The sequence below is a fragment of the Pseudomonas sp. RGM 3321 genome, assembly GCF_022836805.1.
In the GTDB taxonomy this organism is placed as follows: Bacteria; Pseudomonadota; Gammaproteobacteria; order Pseudomonadales; family Pseudomonadaceae; genus Aquipseudomonas.
Window position 1 is genome coordinate 492403 of record NZ_JALHBH010000121.1, and the last position, 24823, is coordinate 517225.

The following is a 24823-nucleotide window of genomic DNA, read 5'->3' on the forward strand; positions in this document are numbered from 1 at the left end:
TGAGTTTCTGTGTATGACAGCGAAACGGTTCAGGCTCAGAGTTCTGAGTTTCATCAACGGCCAGCTCTCAGCGTGGCCAATAGCCGTTTTGGCATTGATGGTCGGCGCGGCACTTACCATCATGTTGGCGCTGGCCGACAATAAGCTCTACCAGCGTCAATTGCGCCAGCGTTTCGACATGCTTGCCGCAGAGCGCTTCAGTCGTCTTCAGGAGCGTCTGGACCGGCAGGTCACTCGGCTGGACACCCTGTGTCGCTTCTTTATCTTTTCCCATCAGGTCGAGCAGTCGGAATTCGACGGCTTTGTCGCGCCATTGCTGATTGGAACCCAGGCGTACGCCTGGAACCCCAAAGTAACGCTGGCGGAGCGGGCCGCTTTTGAACAGCAGGCGCGCGAGGAGGGCTCAGCCGAATACGCCATACGAGAAATGGATGAAAACGGTACCTTGAAAACCGCCGCTGTGCGGAATGAGTATTTTCCGGTTCGATTCATCCAGACCCTCAGCAAAATTCCGACGCCGTCAGGGTTCGATATAGCGTCGGAGCCCGCACGTCATGTCGTCCTTGAGCGTGCGCGTTTGCTCAAGCGCATTGTTGCAACGCCTCGTATCAGCCTGCTGGCCCTAGACCCGTCAGACACGTACGGAATTTTGCTGGTGGCGCCGGTATTCGCCATTGGCCAGCCGCCTTCGGAATTGAGGGGGTATGTCACGGCAGTGATCAGCCTGGCGCAATTGATGAGCATTGGCACCGCGGAACAGGACAATCTTGCGGTCACCATGCTTGACCTCAGCTCGCCGACGAAGCCTGAGCAGGTTTACCAGTCGCCGGTCGCAGCCATACGCAATCATTTGTACGCCAGCAGCCTGCTGAGCCTGGGCGACAGGGATTATCTGGTCGAGGTTCGCCCTACGGAAATCTTCAGCCAGAGCAATCAGAGCGTTATGCCGGGCCGGGTGCTGTGGCTCGGCGGGCTTTTGAGCCTGATGCTCAGCGCGTTGCTCTACAGCCTGATCAGCCAGCGTCAGCGAGCCTTGCAGCTTGTGGCGCAGCGTACTTGTGAGTTGCGCCAGCGCGGGCAGCAGTTGCGGGCGGCGCACGGGCAATTGCGCAGTGTGCTGGACGCCGCGACGGAAGTGGCGATCATTGCAACTGACCTGGACGGGCTGATCACGACGTTCAACGTCGGTGCGCAGAAGATGCTGGGTTATTCGCAGGAAGAGGTGCTGGGCAGTTTGCGCCTCATGGACCTTTATCAGTCGGCCGAGCTGGCGGCCCGCGCGAGTATATTGAGCAAGGACCGCGGGCACCCGGTCAGCGCTTCCCGGCTGATGTTTCTCGACGCCGTGCAAGACCCTCATCACCCCTCGCAGGAGTGGACCCTGCAGCGCAGTGACGGCAGCACCCTGGTGGTGAACATGCTGGTGACCGCCGTGCGCGACGATCAGGGGCTGTGGACCGGGTACCTGGCGGTGTGCATCGATGTCACCGAGCACAAGCGCGTCAACGAGGCCCTTGCCGAACAAGGGCAATTGTTGAAAAAGCTCGGCTCGCAGGTGCCTGGCGGCATTTATCAGTATCACCTGGCTATCGACGGCAGTGCGCGCTTCAGGTACGCCAGTGCCGGCATGTGCGAGCTGTTTGAATTCGATGAAGCGCAGTTGCTGGGCGATTCCGAGGCCGTTCTGCGACGTATCCAGCCACCGGACCTGACACGCGTCAAAAGCTCGATTCTGGCCAGCGCGAAGCATCTGACACCCTGGAGCGAAGAGTACCGTGTCGACCTGCCACGCAAGGGCCAGCGCTGGCTGCGCGCTGCATCGACGCCGGAACGGTTGGTAGACGGCAGCGTGCTATGGCACGGCTTTGTGTCCGATATCACCGACCTCAAGCGTGTCGAACAGGAGTTGCGCGCGCTGTCGGTCACCGACGTACTGACCGGCGCCTACAACCGGCGCTATTTCCAGGACCGCATGCAGGCCGAGCTGAAGAGGATCGACCGGCACGGCGGTAACCTGTCGATCATCATGCTCGATATCGATCATTTCAAGCGCATTAATGACCGTTTCGGGCATGCCGCAGGCGATCAGGTGCTCAAGGCGATTTCGGAAAAGATCAGCCAGCGCCTGCGCAGCGATGATGTGTTCTGCCGTCTGGGCGGAGAAGAGTTCATGGTGGTCTGCCCCGGCGCACGGGGCTCGCAGGCATATCAACTGGCATTGAGCCTGCGCGAGGGGCTGCGTAATCAGGTTATCGAAGGCGTCGATCAGGTTGTGACGGCCAGCTTCGGCATCGCCAGTTGGCGAGCAGGTGAGGGGATCGACACAATGTTGTTGCGCGCTGACTCGGGTGTTTATGCCGCCAAACAGGCCGGTCGCGATCGGGTCGAGCCCGAGCAGATCTGACGCACACAGACCCGCTTCGAAAGCGGGTCTGCTGGTTGCATGCTGCGGGTGGTTATTGCTGGATCGAGACGGTGGTGTTGGTCAGTTTCGGCTGTCGATACAGATCGACCAGTACCTCGTCCAGTATCGAGGATGCGCCAAACGGACGCGGGTCATTGAGGATCGCCACGACCGCCCAGGTGTTGCCGTTGCTGTCGCGGCTGAAGCCGGCAATGGCGCGAACCGTGTTCAGTGTGCCTGTCTTGATGTGCGCTTCACCCAGTAGCGGGGTGCGCTTCAGACGTTTACGCATGGTGCCGTCCATGCCTGCCAGCGGCATCGAACTCATGAATTCGGCAGCATACGGGCTGCGCCAAGCAGCCTGCAGGATAATGGCCATCTCACGGGCACTGACACGTTCCGCACGCGATAGACCGGAGCCGTTCTCCATGACCAGATGCGGCGCAGTGATGCCTTTTTTCGCCAGCCATTGGCGGATGACGCGCTGGGCGGCCTTGCCGTCGTCACCGTCCGCTTCATTGCGGAACTCTTCACCCAGGCTCAGAAACAGTTGCTGGGCCATGGTGTTGTTGCTGAATTTATTGATGTCACGAATGACTTCCACCAGGTCCGGCGAAAAAGCCTTGGCCAGCAGCTTGGCGTTGCCGGGCAAGACGCCAACGCGGTCCTTGCCCTGGATGGTGCCGCCCAGTTCCTGCCAGATGGCCCGTACTGCGCCTGCCGCATAGGTTGGATGGTCCAGCAGCGAAAGATAAGTCTGCGAATTGCAGCCGTTGCCCAGCTGGCCAGTCACCGTCACATTGACGCTGCCGTCAGGCTGGGTGACCGGGTTGTAGCGCACATCCCCGGTGCATTGCTTTGATGCGCTTGCCTTGACCTGGTTGTCGATGCGAATGGTAGAAATCGGCGGCTCGACCGAAACCAGAATCCTGCCGTCATCGTTGCGGGTCACGAAGCGCAATGCCTTGAGGTTGACCATCAGCGCATCAGGCTTGACCAGAAACGGCTTGTTATCGTCGTTGCCGTCATCATTGAACTCGGGCAATTGCGGCTGCACAAAGTGGCTACGGTCCAATACCAGGTCCCCGGTCACTTGTTGCACACCATTGGCGCGCAGGTCACGCATCAGCAGCCAGAGCTTTTCCATATTCAGCTTTGGATCGCCGCCGCCCTTGAGGTACAGGTTGCCGCGCAGCACGCCGTTGCTCAGTGTGCCGTCGGTGAAGAATTCGGTTTTCCACTGGTGGGTAGGGCCGAGCATTTCCAGCGCGGCGTAGGTGGTGATCAGCTTCATGGTGGAAGCCGGGTTGACCGATACGTCGGCATTGAACACGGTCGGCGTGCCCGGCCCGTTGAGTGGCAACATCACCAGCGAGAGCGCGTCATCGCCGAGTTTGCTGGCTTTCAGAGCCTGTTGAACCTTGGGGGGCAGCGTGGTGTTGATGACGGCGGCGTAGGAGGGCAAAGCCAGTGGCAAAAGAATTGACGCGAGCAACAATGGACGTAGCGACTTGATCATTGAATAAAACCCTACTGCAAGGGGGACATAAAAAAGAGGGCATGGATGAGTTCCCTCGGTAACTATTTCGATGCGATGGTGAGAACTATAGTAGTGAATGCGTGGCGGTTTTTTTTTGTAACACACAGTGCCACGCATGAAACGAGCCGCATTATGCCCCAAGCAGGGCAGGCTTGTGATGGGGGGTGGGCCGGTAAACGTTATTTTTTATCGATCGGGCCTGCATCGCTGTCGCAAGACCGGATATCCATGACAGACCGCAATTATCGGGCTTTTAAATCGCCAAGCTGGTAAAGTGCCGCCCGATATTTATTGATGAGGATTGTCCCATGGCCACTAACCGCTCCCGCCGTCTGCGCAAAAAACTGTGTGTGGACGAGTTCCAGGAATTGGGTTTTGAACTGAACCTGGACTTCAAGCAAGAGCTGGATGACAAGGCAATCGATGCTTTCCTTGACGCTTTCCTGAAAGAAGCAATGGAAGCCAACGGCCTTGGTTATGTGGGCGGCGACGACTTCGGTCTGGTTTGCCTGAGCAAGCGTGGCTCGGTCAGCGAAGAGCAGCGTGTTGCTGTCGAAGCCTGGCTCAAAGGCCGCAGTGAACTGACAGAAGTCACTGTCAGCCCGCTGATCGACGTCTGGTACCCGGAAAAAGAAATCAATCCGGCCGCCTGATGTAACGGGAGGCAGGCCAGCGCCTGCTTCCCTTGCTGTTCCCCTTCGCATGCCCCTCGCTATACCGTCCGTGAAGCACCTTCAGTCAGGTTTCGCCTGCTGCAGAATCAGCGCCTCCTCAAGCTCGATCATCGCCAGTTCAACAACCTGCTGACAGGTATGGAACTGTTCATCGGGCGTGTCCGCTTCGCAGGCCTGCTCAAGCGCATCGCAAGCATCGACTACTCGTGAAGCTCTGATGATCCGTGCGGCGCCTTTGATCCTGTGGGCCAGGTCGCGGGTTTTCCTGCGATTGTTTTCCGGTATCAGTCTGGCCAGCAGCAGCCGGTCCTCGTGATTGCTGTGCAGGAGTTGCGCAAGTAGGCGTTCAACCATTTCCGGACGGTCACCGGTCAGGCTGCTGACGCTGTCCAGGCTGAACGGCAGAGGTGTGTGCGCCAGCGGTGAAATGGCTGTCAGCCGTTCGCTGAGCATCGAAAGGCTGATGGGTTTGAACAGACAATCGTCCATGCCTGCTGCGCGGCAGCGCTCGATCTCGTCAGGCTGCGCATTGGCGGTGAAACCCCAGACAGGGCAGCGTGGCTGGCCGTCTGCGTCTTCAAGCGCGCGAATTGCCGTAGTCATGTCATAGCCGTTCATGACCGGCATGTTGCAGTCGACGACCACCAGATCAAAGGTATCGCTCTTCCAGTGCTCAAGCCCCTGCGCGCCGTTTTCGGCTACTTCGCAGTGGTGACCGAGAAAACCGAGCTGCTGGCAGAGCAGCAGCCGGTTGGCAGGATGGTCGTCGACGATCAGAATCCGTAGTGTCTGGTGTGCCACGGCTAGCGGTGGCATAGAGACGGACTGGCCAATCAGCGGTTCAAGCGTGGTCAGCACCAGATTCATACTGATCCGGGTGCCTTGGCCTGGTGCGCTGTCGAGCGAGAGGTTGCCGCCCATCATCATGCACAGGCTGCGGCAAATCACCAGCCCCAGCCCGGCACCGGTGCGCGCCATCTGCCCGGTGTTATCGGCCTGGGCGAACGGCTCGAACAAGCGTTGCTGGTCTTCGACACTGATGCCGATGCCGCTGTCCTGAACGGTGATGTGCAGATGCAGCAGTTGCGGGTCCGGACTTTCGGCTGCCTGCAGTACGACCTTGATCCGACCCATCGGGGTGAATTTGATGGCATTGCTAACCAGGTTGGACAGTATCTGTTTGAAGCGCAGCGGGTCGATCAGCACATCGGCGTTGATCCGGCTGTCCAGTTCCAGCACCAGGTCGAGGTCCTTCTGGCGAGCCAGACCGTCGAATACCCGCAGTACCGACTCTACCAGTCGACGCAGGTTCGCCCGCTCCGGATTCAGTGAAAGCCGCCCGGATTCAATGCGCGCGATATCGAGAATGTCGCCTATCAGGTCCAGCAGGTCGTTGGCCGAGCTGTAGGCGACTTCGATGGCGGAACGGTCCAGCTCGCCATGATCGGCACGCTTGAGCGCCAGCTCCAGCATTCCGATCACTGCATTCATGGGCGTGCGGATTTCATGGCTCATGGTGGCAAGAAAGGTGCTCTTGGCACGGCTGGCAGCGTCAGCCTGTTCCTTGGCGGCCTGCAGGTCTTCAATGAGCTGGCGACGCTCGCTGATATCGATCCAGCCGCCAATGATGCCCTGCACCTCGCCCAGAGAGTCACGAAAGGGCAGGATCCAGTGGTAGATGGTCATATGCCGGTCGCCAATGCGTAGGGGGCGGTCGAGGATCAGTGCAGTGTTGCTGGCCATGACCCGTTGATAGTCGGCAGCGTATTCCCGTGCTTCGAAGGCATTGCCCAGCACCCCTTCGGTAGCGCTCTTGCCGATGATGTCTTCACGTTGCGCGGAGAAAACCCTCAGGTAGCTGTCATTGCACATGCGCAGCATGCCTTCGCGATCCCGCACGTAGATCGGATGGGGCGTGCCTTCGACCAGCGCACGCATGAATTCGAACTGGTCGCCCAGCGCCCGTTCCGCTGCTTCACGCTGACGTATCTGCCGCCGCATCCAGGCATTCCAGGCCAGTAGGCCCAGCAGCAACAGGCCTGCTCCGACCAGAATCTGATAGATCAGGCGTTCGTAGTCATGCCAGTTGGCGCTTGAAGGGGTGTAGGCGCGCCATCGATTGTTGATCGCCGCCAGATCCTGCGGCGCGATGCTTGCCAGTGCCTTGTCGAGAATCGAACTCAGCTCGATGGCATTGCGTGAGGTCGCCATGGAAATCAGCGCCGGGTCCTCGCCGATGGTCGCGGTCATCTGCAGGCGCTCCTCGAAGATGCCTGAAGACAGAAAGTAGTCTGCGCTGAGCAGCGAGATGACCGCGCCTTCTGTTCTGCCCAGTGACAACATGTCCAGCGCCTGGAACGGGTTGTCGATTTCCAGCGGTACGACTCTGGGGTATTTGCGGCGCAGCCAGTCCAGCATCGGGCTGCCCTGGGTGATTGCCAGGCGTTTGCCGTCCATCTGCTCCAGATAGCTGGGAGAGCCCTGGTCCTTGCGGGTGACCAGTACGAACGAATTGTCGATATAGGGCCGGCTGAAGCTCAGGCGGTCTTCCCGCTCATCGCTGGACACCAGCGCGCCGATCATGTCCGCCTGGCCCTCGCTGACCTGGTTCAGCATGTCGGTCAGGCTGGGCGAGCGTTTGACGTCGAACCTGAGCCCGGTACGCAGACGGACCAGTTCAAGCAGGTCGGCGGTGATGCCACGAAAGTTGCCCTTGGCGTCGAAGAAGGTCAGTGGTGCGTACGCTTCATTGACCACCACGCGCACGGTCGGATGCTGAGCGATCCAGCGTTCCTCGCGTTGCGTCAGTTGCAGCTTCTGGTCGGTGAGCATCAGGTCGCTGCCGGTGCTCCAGCGCCGGGAAATGTTGATGCGCTCATCGACCGGAATCGCTTTCAGCGTCTGGTTGATGACGCCCAGCAATTGTTTGTTTTCATTGCTGACGGCAAAGCTGAAACCATTGGGTTCGTGCTTGCCGAAATTCGACATTTGCACATTGTTCAGGTAGCCCTTGTTGATGATGTATTGGGTGGAAATCGTATCGCCCAGAAAGACATCGGCCTGGTTGAAGGCCACGGCGTTGATAGCGTTCTGGAATGATGGGTAGGTCTTCAGTGTTGCACCGGGGTACGTCGCCTCGACCTCTGTGGGTGGCAGATAGTGATAGACCATGCTCAGCCGCATGCCTTTCAGGCCCTCGGTGAGGGGGCGCGTGTCTCCGACCCGGGTGACCAGCACGGGCTGATCAACCGAGTAGGGCTGTGACAGCCTGATGTTGCGATCAACCGCTTCAAAGCCGTTGGCAGTGCCCAGCAGGTCGACCTGGCCTGTGATCAGGGCCTTGATCGCTGCATTGCGAGTTTCGAAGCGCTGCACCCTGACCGGGAGGTCCAGCGCATCCGAGATGATGCCTGCGTAATCGGCAGTGATGCCTTCGTAGTCGTTGCCTGACATCGTGATATCGAAGGGCGGGTAATCGGGGTTCGAGATGCCGAGAGTCAGTTCACGTTGACCGCGTACCCATTGCCATTGGCTGCTGTCCAGCTTCACGTCCATGTGTGCCGGGCTCGAGCGACCGAGCAGTGTGTAATGTTCGGCCGCATGGAGGCTGGCCTGAGCACTCCAGCCCATGCACAGGCCTGTGGCCAGTATTAATAATTGTCTGAAGCGCGTGGGCATCCGGTTTCTCACACTAGCGCGTTGCGTTTTGCCATCTCGATAAGTTCTACCAAGGTTCTGGTTTTCAGCTTTTGCATAAGTCGCGTTTTGTAAGTGCTGACGGTCTTGTTACTGAGAAACATGCCCTTGGCTATTTCCTTGTTGGAGCGGCCTTGAGCAAATAATTGCAACACCATCAATTCGCGATCATTGACCAACTTGAAAAGTTCCAGCTCGTTCGTCTGCCCGTCTTCGCGGACGGCACACGTCAATGCCTGACTGGGAAAGTAATTGTAGCCGGATAATACCGCTTTCACCGAACTGAGCAGTTCGCTCAAGTCTTCCTGTTTGCAGACATAACCGGAAGCGCCCGATTGCATGCAGCGAATGGCAAACAGGTTGGGGGTTTGCGACGTCAGCACCAGTATCTTGGAGGGCAGCCCCATCGTATTGAAGCGGGCCAGGACTTCGAGGCCGTCGAGCTTGGGAATGCTGATGTCGAGAATGATCAGGTCAGGCATGCATTCGCGAACCATTTGCATCGCGTCGACGCCGTTATCGGTTTCGCCCACCACTTCGTAATTTTCGTTTTCCAGAAGCATTCTGACCGCCATCCGGATAACCGGATGGTCGTCGATGATAAAAACTGAGTTCATATTCCATTCCATAACAAGCAGTGAAGAAAGCGCGCACCTTAGCTCAGATGTTCAGGCAGGCACATAAAGAGACTTGCTCGGCAGGCATATATAGGAAAAGTCCTACAATAATTAGCGTATCGGAGTACGTAAAAGCCTACGTTGAACATAAGTGTGTTTAAACGTTAACGCTAATTTCAGTGCGTATCTGGTTATTGAGGCGCGGGATGTTTATTACTTTATGGAATCATCATTCATGTGGGTTGATGATTTCCTACGACACTGAACGTGAATTCATAACCGGCCCGGTTTTGCATTAATTGGCGTGTATATAGTTGCCAGGCATTTCTGAAGTCGCTTGAAGCAGCATTGGCGATGTCACCCAGGACTGTGCCCCAGCAAGCGGCTGAGGTCAGGGCCATGCAGGGGTTTGCTCAGGCAGCCGAGCAGGGGCAGGTCGCGCTGCGTGGCAAGCTGCTGCAGGTTTTCAAGCTGTACATCGGGCAGGCCGCTGAGAAGAATGGCCCGACGCAGCAAGCCTTGACGGGCCGCTTCATCGATCAGGTCAAGGCCTGACATATCCGGCAAGCACTGATCGCACAGTAAAAGCCCGTAGGGCTCCGGGCTGCGTTGCATGGCGGCCATGGCCTCTGCCGCGGTGAGCGCGGGAGTCAGGAGAAAATAGCCCTGATTGTTGAGCAGTACCTGAGTGGCGATCAGTTGAAACGGGTGATCTTCCACCAGGAGGATGCGCAGGCTGTGTGTGGACATGAGTTTTCCGGAAAGGCCCTGGCGAGACGTTCAGGCCTCGCAGGCGGCGTGCAGGCCGTTAGTATCGCAGGCGGATGGATGACGAGCCGGAGTGGCATTTGAAGTGGCTGCAATTATTGAGGGATGCAAGAAAAGCTGCGATAGGACTCGTCTGACATGCATGTAGGGCCTGTCTGAGTTTTGCGAGGCAATCAGGTCTGACCAGCGTTGTATCTGCCTGGACTCAGGTACTCGGCTGGTCGATCAAGGCTAAATCTGTCCGGAGCGGCCGGTCATTTCCCGGGCCATTTCACTGGCGTAGCTGTCGGTCATGCCGGCGATGAAGTCGATCATGCGCAGGAACGAGGTATGCAACGGTGCCTTGGGATCCGGCGCGCTGTTGCCCAGCAGATCGAGGATACGTCGATGCTTGAAGGACGGCGTCCTGCCGCCAAACTGTTCGACCGCTGCACCGCAAAAGGCGTTGAGGAGAATTTCCAGTGTGGTGTAGGCGCCAATTTCATGCAGCGTCTTGCGCTTGTCCTGAAAGATTTTCTTGCGCGCCATGTCCTTGGCGTTCAAGACGCAGCGCTTGGCCGGGCCGTGCATGTGTTCCACCAGATCGCCGGGCAGCGTGCCCGCAAGCAGGGCGTCCTGTTGCTCGACGAATGCTCTGGCGGCTGCGTTGGTCAGGTGTTCTATGGCCTTGCCGCGCAGGATAGCCAGCTTGCGCCGCCGTGAGTCGCCAGGGCCCAGTTGCCGATAGGTTTCCGGAAGATCATCGCCGACCAGTCCAAGCAGAAGTGACTCAACTTCCGCGTAGTTCAGCAGGTCCATCTCCAAGCCATCTTCCAGATCGATCAGGGCATAACAGATGTCATCGGCGGCTTCCATCAGGTAGACCAGTGGGTGGCGCGCCCAGCGTTGTTCCTCAAGTTGCGGCAAACCCAGCTTGCCAGCGATCTGCTCAAGGATCGGCAGTTCGCTCTGATAGCAGCCGAACTTGTGCTTCTTGTAGCCCAGCGAGTCTGCGTGGCGAGCGGTCCACGGGTATTTGAGGTAAGTGCCCAATGTGGCGTAGGTAAGGCGAGTGCCGCCGTCGAACTGGTGGTATTCCAGCTGCGTAAGAACTCGGAATCCCTGGGCATTGCCCTCGAAATTGAGAAAGTCATTGCGCTCGGTCTCGCTCATCGCGTCGAGCCAACCACGTCCGGCAGCCTGATTGAACCAGTTGCGAATTGCGTCTTCGCCCGAATGACCGAACGGCGGATTGCCGATGTCATGCGCCAGGCAGGCCGATTGCACAACCATGCCCAGGTCGCTCGGTTCGCACCAGTCGGGCAGGGCAGCGCGCAGCGTTTCGCCAACGCGCATGCCCAGTGAACGGCCGACGCAACTGACTTCCAGCGAGTGAGTCAGGCGGGTATGAATATGGTCGTTGCTGGACACCGGATGGACCTGGGTCTTGCGTCCCAAACGGCGAAACGCACCGGAAAAGATGATCCGGTCATGGTCCTTGTGAAACGGACTGCGCCCCAGTTCTTCGGGGCTGTGCAGTGTCTTGCCAAGTCGTTCGCGGTTAAGCAGGGTTTGCCAATCCAAGGCGTTCACTCCGTCAGTAATGTTGGCCGTAGCTTCCCGGTTCGGCACGCCTGCCGCAAGGCCTGAAGCGCGGACAGACAGAAACAGGGGCTGTTAAAAAGCAAATGCCCGCCCCGGAGCACCGGAGCAGGCATTTGTCGCGAGGTTCGATTTACGCAAAAAGTCTGGCGTAATCAGAGCCTGCGGTTGCGGTTCTGAATGGCGCGACTCTGCATGGCGACCTTGATCAGTGGCGTCAGCGTGATGCCGAGCTTCAACAGGCGACCCAGCAGGCTGGTGCGTCCGGTCTTGGCACGTTTACCGCTCAGAAACCCCAGCAGGGCGACCGAGCCCACTCCCCAGAGTGGCGCGTGGCGAAAGCCGAGCGCGCTTTTCCAGTCATGGCGGATCCCGCGAAAGCGTTGCAACGGCTGCAGCAGTTGCGTCGATTCGTGACGAATTTCCTGACGGTGCATCTCCATGCGCAGGCGTATTAACGCCTTGCGCAGTTCCCGACGGGTATTGCTCTGGTGCGACTTGGGTTCACTCATGGCATCAATCGCTCGCGGTCGTTGGCCAGCTCTTCAAGGGTTGCGTGGAAAGGCGACGACTCATCGAAAATCGCTGCCTTGAGGCGCAACCCGCAGAACACGGCGGCCAGCAGGTAGAACGTACACAGGCCGACAATACCCGCCAGGCGATAGCTGTCCCACAGAACGATCAGCAACAAGGCCGAGAGGCCGGTGAGCAGTAGCAGGCCGAAAACCAGCGCCAGTCCCGCGAACAGCAGCAGGCTCACGGTGCGTGCCTTCTGCTCCTGCAATTCGATGCCGAACAGTTCGACGTGCGTGTGCAGCAGGCCAAGGAATGCAGCGCCAAGACGCCGCGGTGAAGAGCCCGGAGTTCCCTCGGGCGGTGCTGATTCCGTTCCCAGAGTCATGATGTTAGCGCCTTGTAGCCAGCAGACCGATCAGAAAGCCGACACCTGCGGCGATACCGACTGACTGCCAGGGGTTGTTCTGAACGTAATCTTCGGTCGCGATCACAGCAGCCTCACCGCGCTCGCGAAGCGAGTCTTCAGTGGTCTTTAGCGTTTCCTTGGCACGCAGCAGGCTTTCACGAATCTGGGCACGCAGTTCATCGGCCTGATCACCTGCCAACGATGCGGTATGCGCCAGCAATTTCTCAGTGTCGGCAACCAGTACCTGGAAGTCGGCTCTCAGGATTTCCTGAGCGTTCTGTGCGGTTTGGCGGGCCATGATTTTCTCCGTTTGGGTGGCATATGGATGTTTCGAGTACAGGTGATTCCTGAAGGTTCACTTCGATTGCCGTCTGGTGTTCAATCAGGCTGTGCGCTGCCGCTGCACCTTACTCCAAAAGTATCTGTCAGGAAAAACCGCAACGTGTTGAAGATTGGGGTTCCGTATTTCTGGCCATTGGCTATGCTCCACCCGCGTGATCATGTGCACGGCGCGCGATATAAGAGCTGAATGGAGAGAGGCATGGAGCGGCTGTATTCCCTGCAGGGGCTCAGGGGCATAGCTGTCCTGGGTGTGGTGTTGTTTCACATGATGTCGGTAGAGAGCAAGTTTTCCGGTGGCGACATCCTTCTGCCGCCGCTGCTCGATTTTTTTCAGTTGGGTGTCGATCTATTTTTCGTCATCAGCGGTTTCGTGATGGTGATTGTCAGCCGTGGCCGTTTCCAGAGCGGGGTCGAGGCGCGACGCTTTCTATTCAACAGGGTGTCGCGGATCTACCCCACGTACTGGCTGTACTTTTTTATTACGCTGGCGGTGTACCTGGTGCAGCCGGGCATGGTCAACAGCGGGCATGGGTCTTCCAGCTTGCTCATGTCGTTCCTGCTGCTGCCCAACGATAAAGTGCTGCTGGTGATGGTGGCCTGGTCGCTGCTGTTCGAACTGTGGTTCTACGTCGTGTACTCAGGCTTTCTGTTGTTTCGTGAACGCAGTGTGCCGCTTTTGCTCGGCGGCTGGGCGCTGATCATTGTTGTGTTCAACGTGCTGACCGACTGGCAGGACTATTCGCCCGCACTGAAGATCATCCTGCATCCCTACGCCCTTGAATTCATTCTTGGCGCAGCGCTGGCATTGTTCTTTTATGGTCGGCACAGCGCACGCGTGCCGACAGCTGCCGTCCTTGCGTCGTTGGGAGGTGCGCTGCTGCTGGGTGTGCCCCTGATCGGTTACTTCCGGTTATACGACAGTCAGGGCTTGCTGCGCATGCTCATGGTCGGAGGGACGTTCGGCCTGCTGGTCCTGACCCTTGCCCTGCTCGAACGGCGTCGACAACTGGTTGTGCCTGGGTTTCTGGTCGCTGTGGGTGACATGTCCTACACGATCTATCTGTCTCACCTGCTGGTGCTGGGGGTGATCGGGCGGGTATGGAGCCTGGTCGGCGCCTGGCCCGAAAGCTATCTGGACAACCTGTTTTTCGCACTGCTGATGATGGCGGCGGCGGTGTTTTACGGCTGGGTCGGATACCGTTGTTTCGAAAAACCGGTACTGGACCGTGCGAACGCGTTCAGCAAGACGCATTTCCGGATGTCGACGTGATCCCGGGGTGCGCCTAGAATAATTTCCGTCGTAGAGGATTTGCCGAGGATCAATTCATGCCGCCCGAATGCCAGCTGTTCAGTACCTTGGGATGCCCGTTGTGTGAGGTTGCCGAAGCGGTTTTACTGCCGTTCGCCATCGAGCACGGCCTGCTGGTTGAGCTGGTCGACATCTGCGAGGATGAGCAACTGCTTGAGCGCTACGAGTTGCGCGTTCCGGTGTTGCGTAGAGTCGACACCGGCGATGAGTTGGACTGGCCATTTGACGCGCCTCAGGTTGCGTCGTTTCTGAGTCGCTGAGTTGCCTTGTCGTTGAGCTGCATTCCCTTTCATTTACCGGACACGACGCGCAGTGAATATCGATACACGCATCAAATTTCGCCATCTGGTCTGCTTTCTTGAAGTGGCCCGGCAGGGCAGCCTGGCGCGTGCCTCGGACGTTCTGGCGATCAGTCAGCCTGCGCTGTCAAAAAGTCTCAAGGAACTGGAAACCCTGCTGGCCACAACCTTGTTTGTGCGCAGCAAGAGCGGTGCGGCGCTGACCGAAGCGGGCGTGGCATTCATGCGTTTCGCCGGGCCGAGCGTCCAGGCCCTGCGTGAAGGTGTCAGCAGCCTGCGCTCGGGTGAGCACGAAACTGTGACCGCACGGCTGGGCGTGCTGTCAACGGCTGAAAGCCTGCTGGTTCCGGAGGTGGTCCATCGTCTGCACGAGCGCCACCCGGCGTTGATTGTCAGCGTGATGACCGGTCCCAGTGCTTATCTGCTGTCGCAACTGAGGGTAGGGGAGCTGGACCTCGTGGTCGGACGCATGACTGACAGCCCGCAGATTCAGGGGCTGACGTTCGAGCATCTGTACAACGAGTCGATGACGCTGGTGGTGCGCAACGAGCACCCGTTACTGACCGCGCCGCTCAAGCCTGAAAGTCTGGAGCAGTTCCCACTGGTGCTGCCGCTGGCGGGCACCACCATCCGCAAGTTTGCCGACAGTCTGTTTGTACAGTGCGGTATCCGCATGCCACGTCAGCGCCTTGAAACACTCTCGCTCACCCTGAGCCGCCGCTATGTGCAGTGCAGCGATGCAATCTGGATCGCGCCACTTGATGCTGTATTGCTGGAGTTGAAAGGCGGCACTCTGGTCGAACTGGACATGGGCATTCGTGAGCCGGGTGGTTCGGTCGGCCTGTGCAGCAACCCGGCTTTGCCGCTGACACGCGCGGCGCAATGGTGTGTGGATGAGCTACGAGGCGTCGGAGACACCTACCGCAAAGCGCAGTATGCATAACCATTTGGTTATGGATGGCCGGTTTTATTTCAATTCTCTATAAGTATGGATCGCGCGACACTTCGCCGCAGCCTGTAGCGCAAGTGATCGACGCCTGCGCCCATAAGAAAAACAAGGAGAACGCCATGTCTGCCGCGGACAATAGCCGCTTCGTCATTCGTGATCGAAACTGGCATCCCAAAGCCCTGACACCTGATTACAAGACCTCGATCCTGCGCTCACCGCGCCAAGCGCTGGTCAGTATCCCGCAATCCATTTCCGAAACCACGGGCCCGGATTTCTCGCATTTGAAATTTGGCCAGCACGACAACGATCTGCTGCTCAACTTCAACAACGGTGGGCTGCCGATCGGTGAGCGCATCCTGCTTGCCGGCAGGGTCTGTGATCAGTACGGCAAGCCGATTCCGCATACCTTGGTGGAGATCTGGCAGGCCAATGCCGGCGGGCGTTATCGCCACAAACGCGATGCCTATCTGGCACCCATCGACCCCAACTTTGGCGGCGTAGGGCGAGCGCTGACCGACAGCGAAGGCAATTACAGCTTTCGCACCGTCAAGCCAGGCCCTTACCCGTGGCGCAACGGCCCTAACGACTGGCGCCCGGCGCATATTCATGTGTCGATCAGCGGCCCGTCGATTGCCACACGCCTGATCACCCAGCTGTATTTCGAAGGCGATCCGTTGATTCCGATCTGCCCGATTGTCAAGGCCATCGCCAACCCGGACGCCGTGCAGAGCCTTATTGCCAGGCTCGATCTGGGGATGGGTAATCCAATGGATTGCCTGGCGTACCGCTTTGACATCGTGTTGCGCGGCCAGCGCAAGACACACTTCGAAAACTGCTGAGGAGGCCCGACATGCCCGTTCAATTACTGCAGGAAACCCCTTCGCAAACCGCTGGCCCTTACGTGCACATCGGTCTGGCACCGCAAGTGGCTGGCAATCCGACCCGAGAGCTGGAAATCTGGAACGAGATGGCCAGGCCCGACGCGCCGGGCGAGCATATCGTGCTGCTGGGCAACGTCTTCGACGGCAACGGTCATCTGATCCGCGATGCGTATCTGGAATTCTGGCAGGCCGACCATCAAGGCGCGTATCACAGCGAATTCGACCCAGACCGGCCGTTCAACGGCTTCGGTCGCACGGCGACCACTGACGACGGCCAATGGATTCTGAAAACCATCAAGCCAGGCTCGGCACGTAATGCGGCCGGGGTGCCGATGGCTGCGCACATCAACGTTTCGCTGTTTGCCCGCGGTATCAACATTCATCTGCAGACGCGGTTATATTTCGATGACGAAGCGCAGGCCAATGCTCAGGACCCGGTGCTCAATTTGATCGAGCAACCGCCGCGTCGCGAAACGCTGGTGGCGCGCCGCTGCACGCACGATGGGCAAGCGGCCTATCGTTTTGATATCCGTGTGCAGGGTGAAGGCGAAACGGTGTTTTTCGATTTCTGAATCGGTTGTCGATTTGCGTATCAATGTGCGTGCGTTCCCGGCGCCTGCATCGGCAGGCGACCTTATAAAAATAAAAGGACATCTCCATGACGCTTTCCGCCAGCAAGCCTGTGCCGGGTACGCTCGACGTTCAGGCCTTCATCAATGCGCAACCGTTGTCCGGGTATCAGTGGCGGGTGGTTGCACTGTGTTTTCTGATCGTGTTTCTGGACGGTCTTGATACCGCCGCAATGGGCTTTATTGCACCAGCGCTCAGCCAGGACTGGGGTATCGACCGGGCAAGCCTGGGCCCGGTGATGAGCGCTGCGCTGATCGGTATGGTGTTCGGCGCGCTGGGTTCCGGCCCGCTGGCCGACCGGTTCGGCCGCAAGGTGGTGCTGGTGGTCGCGGTGTTCCTGTTCGGTCTGTTCAGCCTGGCGTCTGCCTACAGCAGCAACATTGATCAACTGCTGGTATTACGCCTTCTGACCGGGCTGGGGCTCGGTGCAGCGATGCCCAATGCCACCACGTTGCTGTCGGAATACACGCCCGAGCGGCTCAAGTCGCTGCTGGTGACCAGCATGTTCTGTGGTTTCAATCTGGGCATGGCCTGCGGTGGTTTTGTGTCGGCCAAACTGATCCCGAGCATGGGCTGGCACAGCCTGCTGATGCTGGGCGGTATTCTGCCGTTGATACTGGCGGTGGTACTGATGGTCTGGCTGCCGGAATCGGCGCGGTTTCTGGTGGTACGCAATCGCGGTGCGGAGCGGATTCGCAAAGTGCTGGCACCGATTGCGCCGAAGGCGTTGGCTGGCATCACCGATTTCAGCGTTCCTGAACAGAAAATGGTCAGTAGCCGCAATGTGCTGAAAGTGATTTTCTCCGGCACATACAGCGCTGGCACGCTGTTGCTGTGGCTGACGTATTTCATGGGGCTGGTTATCGTCTACCTGTTGACCAGCTGGCTGCCGACGCTGATGCGCGACAGTGGCGCGAGTATGGAGCAATCGGCGTTCATCGGTGCGCTGTTTCAGTTCGGCGGCGTGTTGAGCGCTGTGGGCGTCGGCTGGGCGATGGATCGTTACAACCCGCACAAGGTCATTGGTTGTGCGTACGCGCTGGCGGGGGTGTTCGCCTGGCTGGTCGGGCAGAGTCTGGGCAATGTCGCCCTGTTGGCCACGCTGGTGCTGCTGGCCGGGATGTGCATCAACGGTGCGCAGTCTGCAATGCCGTCACTGGCGGCACGTTTCTACCCCACTCAGGGGCGTGCAACGGGGGTGTCGTGGATGCTCGGGATAGGTCGCTTCGGTGCCATTCTCGGTGCTTGGGCCGGTGCCACACTGTTGGGCCTGGGCTGGAGCTTCGAACAGGTGCTGACGGCGCTGGTGGTCCCGGCTGCCCTGGCCGCGATAGCGGTGCTGATCAAGGGCTGGGTCAGTCATTCGGATGCTACCTGAAACCTTTCAATCTGGAGTGGTGATGTGAACAGAGCGAGCAATCAACTTTTCGATGCCTACTTCATGCAACCCGAAATGCGCGAGATCTTTTCGGATGAAGGCCGGGTACAGGGCATGCTCGATTTCGAGGCTGCACTGGCGCGGGCACAGGCACGCGTCGGCCTCATCCCGCCCGAGGCGGTCGCCGACATCGAGCTGAGCTGCGACGCACGGCTGTTCGATTTCGACGCGCTGGCAATCGCCATTGGCAGCGCTGGCAATTCGGCGATTCCGCTGGTCAAGGCGCTGGGCAAACAGATTGCCGCACGCAGCGCTGAGGCCGAGCGCTATGTGCACATGGGCGCAACCAGTCAGGATGTGATGGACAGCGGGCTGATCCTGCAACTGCGTCGAGCGATCGTGCTGCTTGAGCGTGACCTCACCCGACTGGCCGATGCGATGGCTGAGCAGGCACAGCGTCATGCTGGTACGCCGCTGGCTGGACGCACCTGGCTGCAGCAGGCCACGCCGGTCACCCTGGGGATGAAAATCGCTGGCTGGCTGGGCGCAGTAACTCGTCATCGACAGCGCTTGAACGAGATCAAACCGCGCCTGTTGTGCCTGCAATTCGGCGGTGCTTCCGGCAGTCTCGCGGCGCTGGGCGATCAGGCCTTTTCGGTGGCCGAAGCACTGGCGGGCGAGCTGCAACTGGAGTTGCCCGAGCAGCCTTGGCACACCCAGCGCGACCGACTGGTGGAGTTTGCCGGTCTGCTGGGCCTGATCGCTGGCAGCCTCGGCAAACTGGGGCGCGACGTGAGCCTGCTGATGCAGACCGAAGTGGGCGAGGTCTTCGAGCCCTCGGCACCGGGCAAGGGCGGGTCTTCGACCATGCCGCACAAGCGCAACCCGGTTGGCGCTGCCGTCATGATCAGTACAGCCACCCGCGCACCGGGGCTGGTCGCCACCATGTTCGCGGCCATGCCGCAGGAGCATGAACGCAGTCTCGGCCTGTGGCATGCCGAGTGGGAAACCTTGCCTGAGCTGTGCTGTCTGGTTTCCGGTTCGCTGCAACAGGCGTTGCAGGTGATACCCGGTCTGCAGGTCGATACCGAGCGTATGGCGATCAATCTGCAATCCACCAAAGGGCTGGTGCTCGCCGAGGCAGTGAGCATTGCGCTGGCTCAGCGCATCGGGCGCGACGCTGCCCACCATCTGGTAGAACAGTGCTGCCGGCGCGCGGTAGAGCAGGGCGCGCATTTGCGTCAGGTGCTCGGCGAAACCCCGCAAGTCAGCGAGCAGTTTTCTTCCGACGAGCTGGATCGTCTGCTTGATCCGGCCCATTACCTTGGCCAGGCCCGACAATGGGTCGAGCGTGCCGTGGCTGAACACACAAGGATTTCCCGATGACCGAAGACGAACGTTACGAAGCTGGCATGCAGGTGCGCCGCGCTGTGCTCGGCGATGCGCATGTCGACAACAGCCTGAGCAAACTGACGCCGTTCAATGAAGAATTCCAGGAGATGATTACCCGTCACGCCTGGGGTGATATCTGGACTCGTCCGGGGCTGCCACGCCATACCCGCAGCCTGATTACCATTGCGATGTTGATCGGCATGAATCGCGAGGGCGAATTGCGCCTGCACCTGAAAGCCGCAAAAAACAATGGCGTGACCCGTGAGGAAATCAAGGAAGTGCTGATGCAGAGCGCGATCTACTGCGGCATTCCGGCGGCCAATGCAACGTTCCACTTGGCCGAAGCAGTGTGGGACGAGATGGGGGTGGAGTCGTTGAAGGAAGACTGAAAAGTCGCATAACAAGGAGTGCTGCAGCGAAATGTCATGCCTTACCCGCGTTCACTGCCCATAAATAAAAGCGCTGTTTTATCACGAAGTCGGGCCTGAATCTCACTGATTCGCAGAACCAGCGCGTGGCGCGTAGCGCCACAAAGAGGACGCAGAGCGTCCAGAACTGCATGCCGACGCGGAGCGTCGGCACGATAGTCAGTTAGATTTCTGTATAACGATAAGTGATCAACCGTGGCGGCGTTTTTGTTTTTTAGAGCAGCGACAGCGGGTAGCTGACGATCAGGCGGTTTTCGTCGAACTGGTTGGTGTTGTAGTCACGACGCATGGTCGAGTTGCGCCATTTGAGCGACAGGCTTTTGAACGCGCCACTCTGGAACACGTAGGCCAGTTCGGTTTCCCGTGCCCACTCTTCGCCGTCGGTGATAGCGCCGGTGTGTACATTGTCGCCGCTGATGTAGCGGTTCATCAGGGTCAGGCCGGGTGCGCCCAGGGCTGCGAAGTCGTAGTCGTGGCGTAACTGCCAGGATTTTTCCTTGGCATTGTCGAAGCTGGAGTTGTAACTGTCGTTGGCCAGTGTACCGCCGCTGGTACCGTTGACGCGCATCCAGGCGCTGTCGCCGCTGACCTTCTGCAGACCCAGGTAAAAGGTATTGCCACCGTGCCGTGCCGAGAGCATCGCTGACCAGGTCTTGTTGTCCAGATCCCCGGCCAGCGACTGGCCATCGTCCTTGCCCTGGAAGTAGCCAAGGTTGGCACCCAGCGTCCAGCTGCCCAGCGGCTGGCTGTGCAGCAGGTTGAAATATTGCTGGTGGTAGATGTTTTCAAGCTCGGCGTACCAGACCCCGACCTGAGTGCGTTTGTCGTTGAAAACATACTCGCCGCCACCAAAGTTGAAACGGTCTGAGGTGAACGCTGAGCGGCCATTCAAGGACATGTCTTCCATGCTGGCGTCGTTGCGCGGGCTGTTGCCGCGGAACTGGCCGCCGTACAGGGTCAGCCCGTCGATCTCTTTGGAGGTTATCTGCCCGCCCTGAAAGGTTTGCGGCAGCGAGCGGCCGTCATCCGAGCGCAGGATCGGCAACACGGGCATCCATTCGCCGACCTTCAATTCGGTCTTCGAGAAGCGCGCCTTGCCGGCCACGGCCAGTCTGCCGAAGTCGTCAGCCGGGCGTCCATCGCTGTGGATTGGCAGCAATTGCGTGCCGCCCGTTCCCTTGCCGCCGTCGAGCTTGAGCGAGTAAAGGCCCAGCGCATCCACGCCAAAGCCGACGGTTCCTTGGGTGAAGCCGGAGCGGGCGTCGAGGATGAAGTTCTGCGTCCACTCCTCGGCGTAGTTCTGCGCATTGGCCGGGTCTACGAAGTTGCGGTTGATGTAGAAGTTGCGTAGGTTCAGATTGACCTTGGCGTCTTCGACGAACCCGGCAGCGTTACTGCTGATGGGTGTCAGGTTTGCAGCAATGGCCGCAGACAGACCGCAAAGGAGTTTGCAGGAGGAATTGGCGCGCATGGAACAGACCTTTTTTGTAGTTATTGAGTCTTGTAGCTGGCTACGATAGTGAAAGGACGGAAGGTGCCGTGCAATTGTGAAATAACTGTTTCGGGCGATTATCGAACGTTAATGAACCGGTTCGAACATTTTGTGAGGGACGTTGCAAACGCGTGTGCGATGCTCACTGGTCTGTTGATACGGCTCTGTAAATATAGGCAACGTGCTCTGGCGTTTTCGGCCACGGCGTCCGGCTGCTGAAACTTGAACAAGGAAGCGCGATGAGCACTGCCAGTACGCCTTTGTCCGGCGTCAACCAGCCCCTGAAAGGGATTGGTTTCATTCTTCTGGCGACTTTTCTGTTCGCCAGTCACGACACACTTTCCAAGTACCTGTCCGGTTTCTATCCGATCATTCTGGTGGTATGGGCGCGCTATCTAGTGCACACGCTGCTCATGGCCTGCATCTTCATGCCATCGGCGGGGTTGCGCGTGCTGCGTACCAAGCGTCCCGGATTGCAGGCATTGCGTGCGCTGGCCCTGCTGGGCACCAGTCTGCTGTTTACCAGCAGCCTGATGTTCATTCCGCAGGCAGAGGCGACGGCGGTCAACTTTCTTGCGCCGTTGCTGGTCACGGCACTGTCGGTGCCGTTGTTGCATGAGCGTGTGACGCGCGGGCAGTGGGTTGCGGTGGTTGTCGGGTTTATCGGGGTGATGATCATCATTCATCCGGGGGGCGAACTTTTTACCCCGGCGATTCTGCTGCCGCTGTCGTCAGCCTTGTGTTTTGCGCTGTATCAGCTCCTGACGAGGCTGGTCAGCCCGTTCGACAGCCCGACCACCAGCAACTTTTTTGCCGGGCTGTTCAATACCCTGTTGATGAGCGCGCTGGTGCCGTTCTTCTGGGAAGTGCCTGCGCTTAAACATCTGCCGTTTCTGCTGGCGCTGGGGGCATGTGGCATGTCAGCCCACTTGCTGCTGACCCAGGCCTTCCGCTTCGCCGCCCCGGCCATGCTCGCACCGTTCAGCTATTGCCAGATCGTGTTTGCCGGGCTGCTGGGTTTCGTGGTGTTCGATCACATGCCATCACCGACCGCACAGGCAGGCATCGCCATCATCTGCCTCAGTGGCCTGGCGGCAGCGTGGCAACAGCGGCGTAAGGGTGGGTGATGAGCTGTTCCCTCGCACGAATACACAAATCTGACTGACTATCGTGCCAATGCTCCGCGTTGGCATGCAGTTCGTGACGCTCTGCGTCGCATCTGTACCGCAGCGCAACGTCCACGCTTTACGCGCAGCCGCTGCCAACGCAGTGCCTTTCAACCACGATGGCACAGACGACGAAAATTGCGACCTTAGTGACGGCTGAGTCCTGACGCTGATCCGGGGGTGGCCTGGCAGGACGCCAGGCTAGCCGCACCGGGCCATGGATGGCCCGTTGCGGCGCCCCCCGGATCAGTGTCAGGGCGAAGGAACCCGACGAAGTCGGGCCGGAAACAGGAGCGAGGGACTTTGCTCACTTTGGTCCTTCAAAGTGAGTCGCCGAGGGGCGAAAAGGTGACCTGAGTCGGACCCCAATCCACCTGACAAAGAAAACCCGCTGTGTGACGCAGAGCGTCACGAACTGCATCCCCACGCGGAGCGTGGGGACGATAGCCATTCTGGGTTTTCTGGCAGCGTCAGACGATTACTCGCTGAGCGTCGGCACCTTGCGCGGGGCCATGAAGTACAGCCAGATCAGCGCGATGAAATACATCGCCGGGATCATGGTGAACAGCACGTTGTAATTGTTGTTGGTGGCGGTCAGCACGGCACCGACAATCTGGGTCATGAACATGCCGCCGATGGCAGCACACATGCCGCCGAAGCCGAACACTGTACTCATCATGTGCTTGGGCGTGTAGTCCATCACCAGGCTCCAGATGTTTGCGGTCCAGGCCTGATGCGCACCCACCGCAAGCGAGATGGCCAGTACCGCGACCCACAGGCCGCTGGCATTGGCGGCAAACACCACGCTGCAGATAGTGATGGCAAAGATCAGCATCGACAGCAGACGCGCAGTGGTCGCACGCATGCCGCGCCCGATCAGCCAGGAGGACAGAATGCCGCCACCCACACTGCCGAAGTCGGCGGTCAGCCAGATCAGGATCAGCGGGATGCCCATCTGCGTCACGCTGATCCCCAGGTTGTACTGCTGATTGAGAAACGGCGGCAACCAGTACAAGTAAAACCAGAACACCGGCGCAGTAATGGCGTAAGCCAGCGCGAACGCCCAAGTGCCGCGCATCTTCAGAATGCCGGTGAAGGGCACCTTGACCGGCGCAGGTTCGACCTCCTGGTTGATGTAATCCAGCTCGGTCTTGCTGACTGTCGGATGCTCTTCGGGGTTGTAATATTTCAGGCGCCACATGAAGACCCAGATCAGCCCCAGCGAACCCATCGCCACGAAGGCGGCCTGCCAGCCCCAGACGGTGAGGATCAGCGGCAGCAGCGCCGGGGTCACCATTGCGCCGACGTTAGTGCCAGCGTTGAAAATGCCAGTCGCCACTGCACGCTCACCTGCCGGGAACCACAGACGTGTGGTCTTTACACAGGCCGGGTAGTTGGCCGCCTCGGTCAGGCCCAGAATGAACCGGCAGACCATGAAACCCACGGCGGAAGTTGCAAGACCGTGGGCACCGGTCGCCAGGCTCCACAGCAGCACCGCGAGGAAGAACGCGCGCTTGACGCCGACCTTGTCAATAAAGCGGCCTTGCAGCACGAAGCCCACCGCGTAACCGACCTGAAACCAGAAGTTGATGTTGGCGTAGTCCATCGCCGTCCAGCTCATTTCCTTGGCGAGGATGGGCTGCATGACGCCAAGCGCCGCCCGGTCGATGTAGTTCAGCGTGGTGGCGAAGAACACCAGGGCGAGCATGCCCCAGCGCGTCTTGCCCACGGCGAGCGCGCCGCGAATCTTTTCGCCCATCCCGGCACGGGCGGCCTGGGCGACAGGGTTGGTCTGGGTGTTAAGCATGATGTTCTAACCATCCGTTCCAGGACTGTGCTGCTGGCAACAGTCGGACTGAGAAGTCCACTCGATGCAGGCGTTGTGCAGGTAAAGTGAAGTCGTAGAACCGTGATTCGACTGGCCTGTTGACTCAGGCTGTCATCGAGACGATCCGTCGGGCCGACAATTTACAGGTTGGGCCGCGCAAGTGTGTTGGAATGTTTCAGGAGACGCAGATCCGCGCCGGACTTTTGGCCGGACGAGTTCGTTGAACCTGACGTCGGGTGAGACGGACGGGCGAGCGGGCGAGCAAAGCGAGAGGGGTGCACATGAGCAATGTTCCTGTTTTTTGAATTGTTATGGGTTGCTGCTGATGAAGCAAAAGATCAAAACGTTTGACTGCGGGTCTACCCTGCAATGTGATGCTGATGTTGAGCATTGCGCGATACAGCGTCAATTGAGTAAAACGGCTTTTGTTCGATAATCGAACGTAAAACTAACCGGTTCGTACACTTTATGTTGCTGTAGTATTTTGACAGGCAAATACTTTATTCGCACCTCTGAATAAGGCCGGG

At 58.9% G+C, this 24823-nt stretch carries 21 protein-coding genes; 11 read left to right on the forward strand and 10 right to left on the reverse strand.

Going from position 1 to position 24823, the window contains the following annotated elements; genetic code table 11:
• Nucleotides 1-13: 13 nt before the first annotated feature.
• On the forward strand, nucleotides 14-2404 hold the full coding sequence (locus tag RGM3321_RS27585; RefSeq protein ID WP_244395663.1) for a diguanylate cyclase: 2391 nt from the start codon (nucleotides 14-16) through the stop codon (nucleotides 2402-2404).
• Nucleotides 2405-2456: 52 nt separating this feature from the next.
• Here the strand turns inward: RGM3321_RS27585 and dacB are convergent, their stop codons facing one another.
• Nucleotides 2457-3923 carry a D-alanyl-D-alanine carboxypeptidase/D-alanyl-D-alanine-endopeptidase gene (gene dacB / locus RGM3321_RS27590; RefSeq protein WP_244395664.1) on the reverse strand — a complete coding sequence of 489 codons (1467 nt, stop codon included), beginning with the start codon at nucleotides 3921-3923 and terminating at the stop codon, nucleotides 2457-2459.
• Between the two features lie 329 nt (nucleotides 3924-4252).
• On the opposite strand from dacB, the gene RGM3321_RS27595 reads away from it, so the two are divergent.
• Nucleotides 4253-4597 (forward strand): YggL family protein, encoded by a 345-nt coding sequence (locus RGM3321_RS27595; RefSeq protein WP_005732557.1) that lies wholly within the window; start codon nucleotides 4253-4255, stop codon nucleotides 4595-4597.
• 81 nt (nucleotides 4598-4678) lie between these two features.
• Here the strand turns inward: RGM3321_RS27595 and RGM3321_RS27600 are convergent, their stop codons facing one another.
• The 7 genes from RGM3321_RS27600 to RGM3321_RS27630 all read right to left on the reverse strand — a co-directional run bounded on the left by RGM3321_RS27600 (nucleotide 4679) and on the right by RGM3321_RS27630 (nucleotide 12500).
• Nucleotides 4679-8248, reverse strand: a complete 3570-nt coding sequence (locus RGM3321_RS27600; RefSeq protein ID WP_244395787.1) for a transporter substrate-binding domain-containing protein — start codon at nucleotides 8246-8248, stop codon at nucleotides 4679-4681.
• Between the two features lie 56 nt (nucleotides 8249-8304).
• A complete protein-coding gene (locus RGM3321_RS27605) occupies nucleotides 8305-8931 on the reverse strand; it encodes a response regulator transcription factor (RefSeq protein WP_003423744.1) in 627 nt (208 codons plus the stop codon).
• A gap of 357 nt (nucleotides 8932-9288) precedes the next feature.
• On the reverse strand, nucleotides 9289-9681 hold the full coding sequence (locus RGM3321_RS27610) for a response regulator (protein WP_244395665.1): 393 nt from the start codon (nucleotides 9679-9681) through the stop codon (nucleotides 9289-9291).
• 249 nt (nucleotides 9682-9930) lie between these two features.
• On the reverse strand, nucleotides 9931-11262 hold the full coding sequence (locus RGM3321_RS27615; RefSeq protein ID WP_244395666.1) for a deoxyguanosinetriphosphate triphosphohydrolase: 1332 nt from the start codon (nucleotides 11260-11262) through the stop codon (nucleotides 9931-9933).
• 173 nt (nucleotides 11263-11435) lie between these two features.
• Nucleotides 11436-11792: a hypothetical protein gene (locus tag RGM3321_RS27620; protein ID WP_002553116.1), complete on the reverse strand. Its 357-nt coding sequence runs from the start codon at nucleotides 11790-11792 to the stop codon at nucleotides 11436-11438.
• Nucleotides 11789-12181: a phage holin family protein gene (locus tag RGM3321_RS27625; RefSeq protein ID WP_244395667.1), complete on the reverse strand. Its 393-nt coding sequence runs from the start codon at nucleotides 12179-12181 to the stop codon at nucleotides 11789-11791. Before RGM3321_RS27625 ends, RGM3321_RS27620 begins: the two co-directional genes overlap by 4 nt.
• A gap of 4 nt (nucleotides 12182-12185) precedes the next feature.
• Complete coding sequence (locus RGM3321_RS27630) at nucleotides 12186-12500, reverse strand: YqjD family protein (protein WP_002553118.1); 315 nt, start codon at nucleotides 12498-12500, stop codon at nucleotides 12186-12188.
• Nucleotides 12501-12743: 243 nt separating this feature from the next.
• Between RGM3321_RS27630 and RGM3321_RS27635 the strand changes: the two genes are divergently transcribed.
• The 8 genes from RGM3321_RS27635 (at nucleotide 12744) to pcaC (ending at nucleotide 19771) form a co-directional block, all read left to right on the forward strand.
• Entirely contained in the window at nucleotides 12744-13814 is a 1071-nt protein-coding gene (locus RGM3321_RS27635) for an acyltransferase (RefSeq protein ID WP_244395668.1), read from the forward strand.
• A gap of 56 nt (nucleotides 13815-13870) precedes the next feature.
• A complete protein-coding gene (locus RGM3321_RS27640) occupies nucleotides 13871-14113 on the forward strand; it encodes a glutaredoxin family protein (RefSeq protein ID WP_003315616.1) in 243 nt (80 codons plus the stop codon).
• A 52-nt stretch (nucleotides 14114-14165) separates the two neighbouring features.
• The gene (gene pcaQ / locus RGM3321_RS27645) at nucleotides 14166-15095 is read left to right on the forward strand and encodes a pca operon transcription factor PcaQ (protein WP_244395669.1); all 930 of its coding nucleotides are present in this window, start codon (nucleotides 14166-14168) and stop codon (nucleotides 15093-15095) included.
• Nucleotides 15096-15220: 125 nt separating this feature from the next.
• Complete coding sequence (gene pcaH / locus RGM3321_RS27650) at nucleotides 15221-15940, forward strand: protocatechuate 3,4-dioxygenase subunit beta (protein ID WP_003366939.1); 720 nt, start codon at nucleotides 15221-15223, stop codon at nucleotides 15938-15940.
• An 11-nt stretch (nucleotides 15941-15951) separates the two neighbouring features.
• Complete coding sequence (pcaG, locus tag RGM3321_RS27655) at nucleotides 15952-16554, forward strand: protocatechuate 3,4-dioxygenase subunit alpha (RefSeq protein ID WP_244395670.1); 603 nt, start codon at nucleotides 15952-15954, stop codon at nucleotides 16552-16554.
• A gap of 86 nt (nucleotides 16555-16640) precedes the next feature.
• Complete coding sequence (locus tag RGM3321_RS27660; RefSeq protein ID WP_244395671.1) at nucleotides 16641-17990, forward strand: MFS transporter; 1350 nt, start codon at nucleotides 16641-16643, stop codon at nucleotides 17988-17990.
• A gap of 24 nt (nucleotides 17991-18014) precedes the next feature.
• Nucleotides 18015-19376 (forward strand): 3-carboxy-cis,cis-muconate cycloisomerase, encoded by a 1362-nt coding sequence (locus RGM3321_RS27665; RefSeq protein WP_347880987.1) that lies wholly within the window; start codon nucleotides 18015-18017, stop codon nucleotides 19374-19376.
• Nucleotides 19373-19771, forward strand: a complete 399-nt coding sequence (pcaC, locus tag RGM3321_RS27670) for a 4-carboxymuconolactone decarboxylase (protein WP_044319470.1) — start codon at nucleotides 19373-19375, stop codon at nucleotides 19769-19771. Before RGM3321_RS27665 ends, pcaC begins: the two co-directional genes overlap by 4 nt.
• A 253-nt stretch (nucleotides 19772-20024) precedes the next feature.
• Here the strand turns inward: pcaC and RGM3321_RS27675 are convergent, their stop codons facing one another.
• Nucleotides 20025-21281 (reverse strand): OprD family porin, encoded by a 1257-nt coding sequence (locus RGM3321_RS27675; RefSeq protein WP_244395672.1) that lies wholly within the window; start codon nucleotides 21279-21281, stop codon nucleotides 20025-20027.
• Between the two features lie 260 nt (nucleotides 21282-21541).
• Here RGM3321_RS27675 and RGM3321_RS27680 point away from each other — a divergent pair, with 260 nt between their 5' ends.
• Nucleotides 21542-22429 carry a DMT family transporter gene (locus RGM3321_RS27680; RefSeq protein ID WP_002553127.1) on the forward strand — a complete coding sequence of 296 codons (888 nt, stop codon included), beginning with the start codon at nucleotides 21542-21544 and terminating at the stop codon, nucleotides 22427-22429.
• A 517-nt stretch (nucleotides 22430-22946) separates the two neighbouring features.
• Here the strand turns inward: RGM3321_RS27680 and RGM3321_RS27685 are convergent.
• A complete protein-coding gene (locus RGM3321_RS27685) occupies nucleotides 22947-24275 on the reverse strand; it encodes an MFS transporter (RefSeq protein WP_244395673.1) in 1329 nt (442 codons plus the stop codon).
• Nucleotides 24276-24823: the final 548 nt, after the last annotated feature.

Coding starts and splice junctions, on each gene's coding strand:
- RGM3321_RS27630 (WP_002553118.1), bottom strand. CDS start 12,500: ATGGCCCGCCAAACCGCACAGAACGCTCAGGAAATCCTGAGAGCCGAC.
- dacB (WP_244395664.1), bottom strand. CDS start 3,923: ATGATCAAGTCGCTACGTCCATTGTTGCTCGCGTCAATTCTTTTGCCA.
- RGM3321_RS27610 (WP_244395665.1), bottom strand. CDS start 9,681: ATGTCCACACACAGCCTGCGCATCCTCCTGGTGGAAGATCACCCGTTT.
- RGM3321_RS27635 (WP_244395668.1), top strand. CDS start 12,744: ATGGAGCGGCTGTATTCCCTGCAGGGGCTCAGGGGCATAGCTGTCCTG.
- RGM3321_RS27660 (WP_244395671.1), top strand. CDS start 16,641: ATGACGCTTTCCGCCAGCAAGCCTGTGCCGGGTACGCTCGACGTTCAG.
- pcaC (WP_044319470.1), top strand. CDS start 19,373: ATGACCGAAGACGAACGTTACGAAGCTGGCATGCAGGTGCGCCGCGCT.
- RGM3321_RS27675 (WP_244395672.1), bottom strand. CDS start 21,281: ATGCGCGCCAATTCCTCCTGCAAACTCCTTTGCGGTCTGTCTGCGGCC.
- RGM3321_RS27625 (WP_244395667.1), bottom strand. CDS start 12,181: ATGACTCTGGGAACGGAATCAGCACCGCCCGAGGGAACTCCGGGCTCT.
- pcaG (WP_244395670.1), top strand. CDS start 15,952: ATGCCCGTTCAATTACTGCAGGAAACCCCTTCGCAAACCGCTGGCCCT.
- RGM3321_RS27685 (WP_244395673.1), bottom strand. CDS start 24,275: ATGCTTAACACCCAGACCAACCCTGTCGCCCAGGCCGCCCGTGCCGGG.
- RGM3321_RS27680 (WP_002553127.1), top strand. CDS start 21,542: ATGAGCACTGCCAGTACGCCTTTGTCCGGCGTCAACCAGCCCCTGAAA.
- RGM3321_RS27620 (WP_002553116.1), bottom strand. CDS start 11,792: ATGAGTGAACCCAAGTCGCACCAGAGCAATACCCGTCGGGAACTGCGC.
- RGM3321_RS27640 (WP_003315616.1), top strand. CDS start 13,871: ATGCCGCCCGAATGCCAGCTGTTCAGTACCTTGGGATGCCCGTTGTGT.
- pcaH (WP_003366939.1), top strand. CDS start 15,221: ATGTCTGCCGCGGACAATAGCCGCTTCGTCATTCGTGATCGAAACTGG.
- RGM3321_RS27585 (WP_244395663.1), top strand. CDS start 14: ATGACAGCGAAACGGTTCAGGCTCAGAGTTCTGAGTTTCATCAACGGC.
- RGM3321_RS27600 (WP_244395787.1), bottom strand. CDS start 8,248: ATGGGCTGGAGTGCTCAGGCCAGCCTCCATGCGGCCGAACATTACACA.
- RGM3321_RS27595 (WP_005732557.1), top strand. CDS start 4,253: ATGGCCACTAACCGCTCCCGCCGTCTGCGCAAAAAACTGTGTGTGGAC.
- RGM3321_RS27605 (WP_003423744.1), bottom strand. CDS start 8,931: ATGAACTCAGTTTTTATCATCGACGACCATCCGGTTATCCGGATGGCG.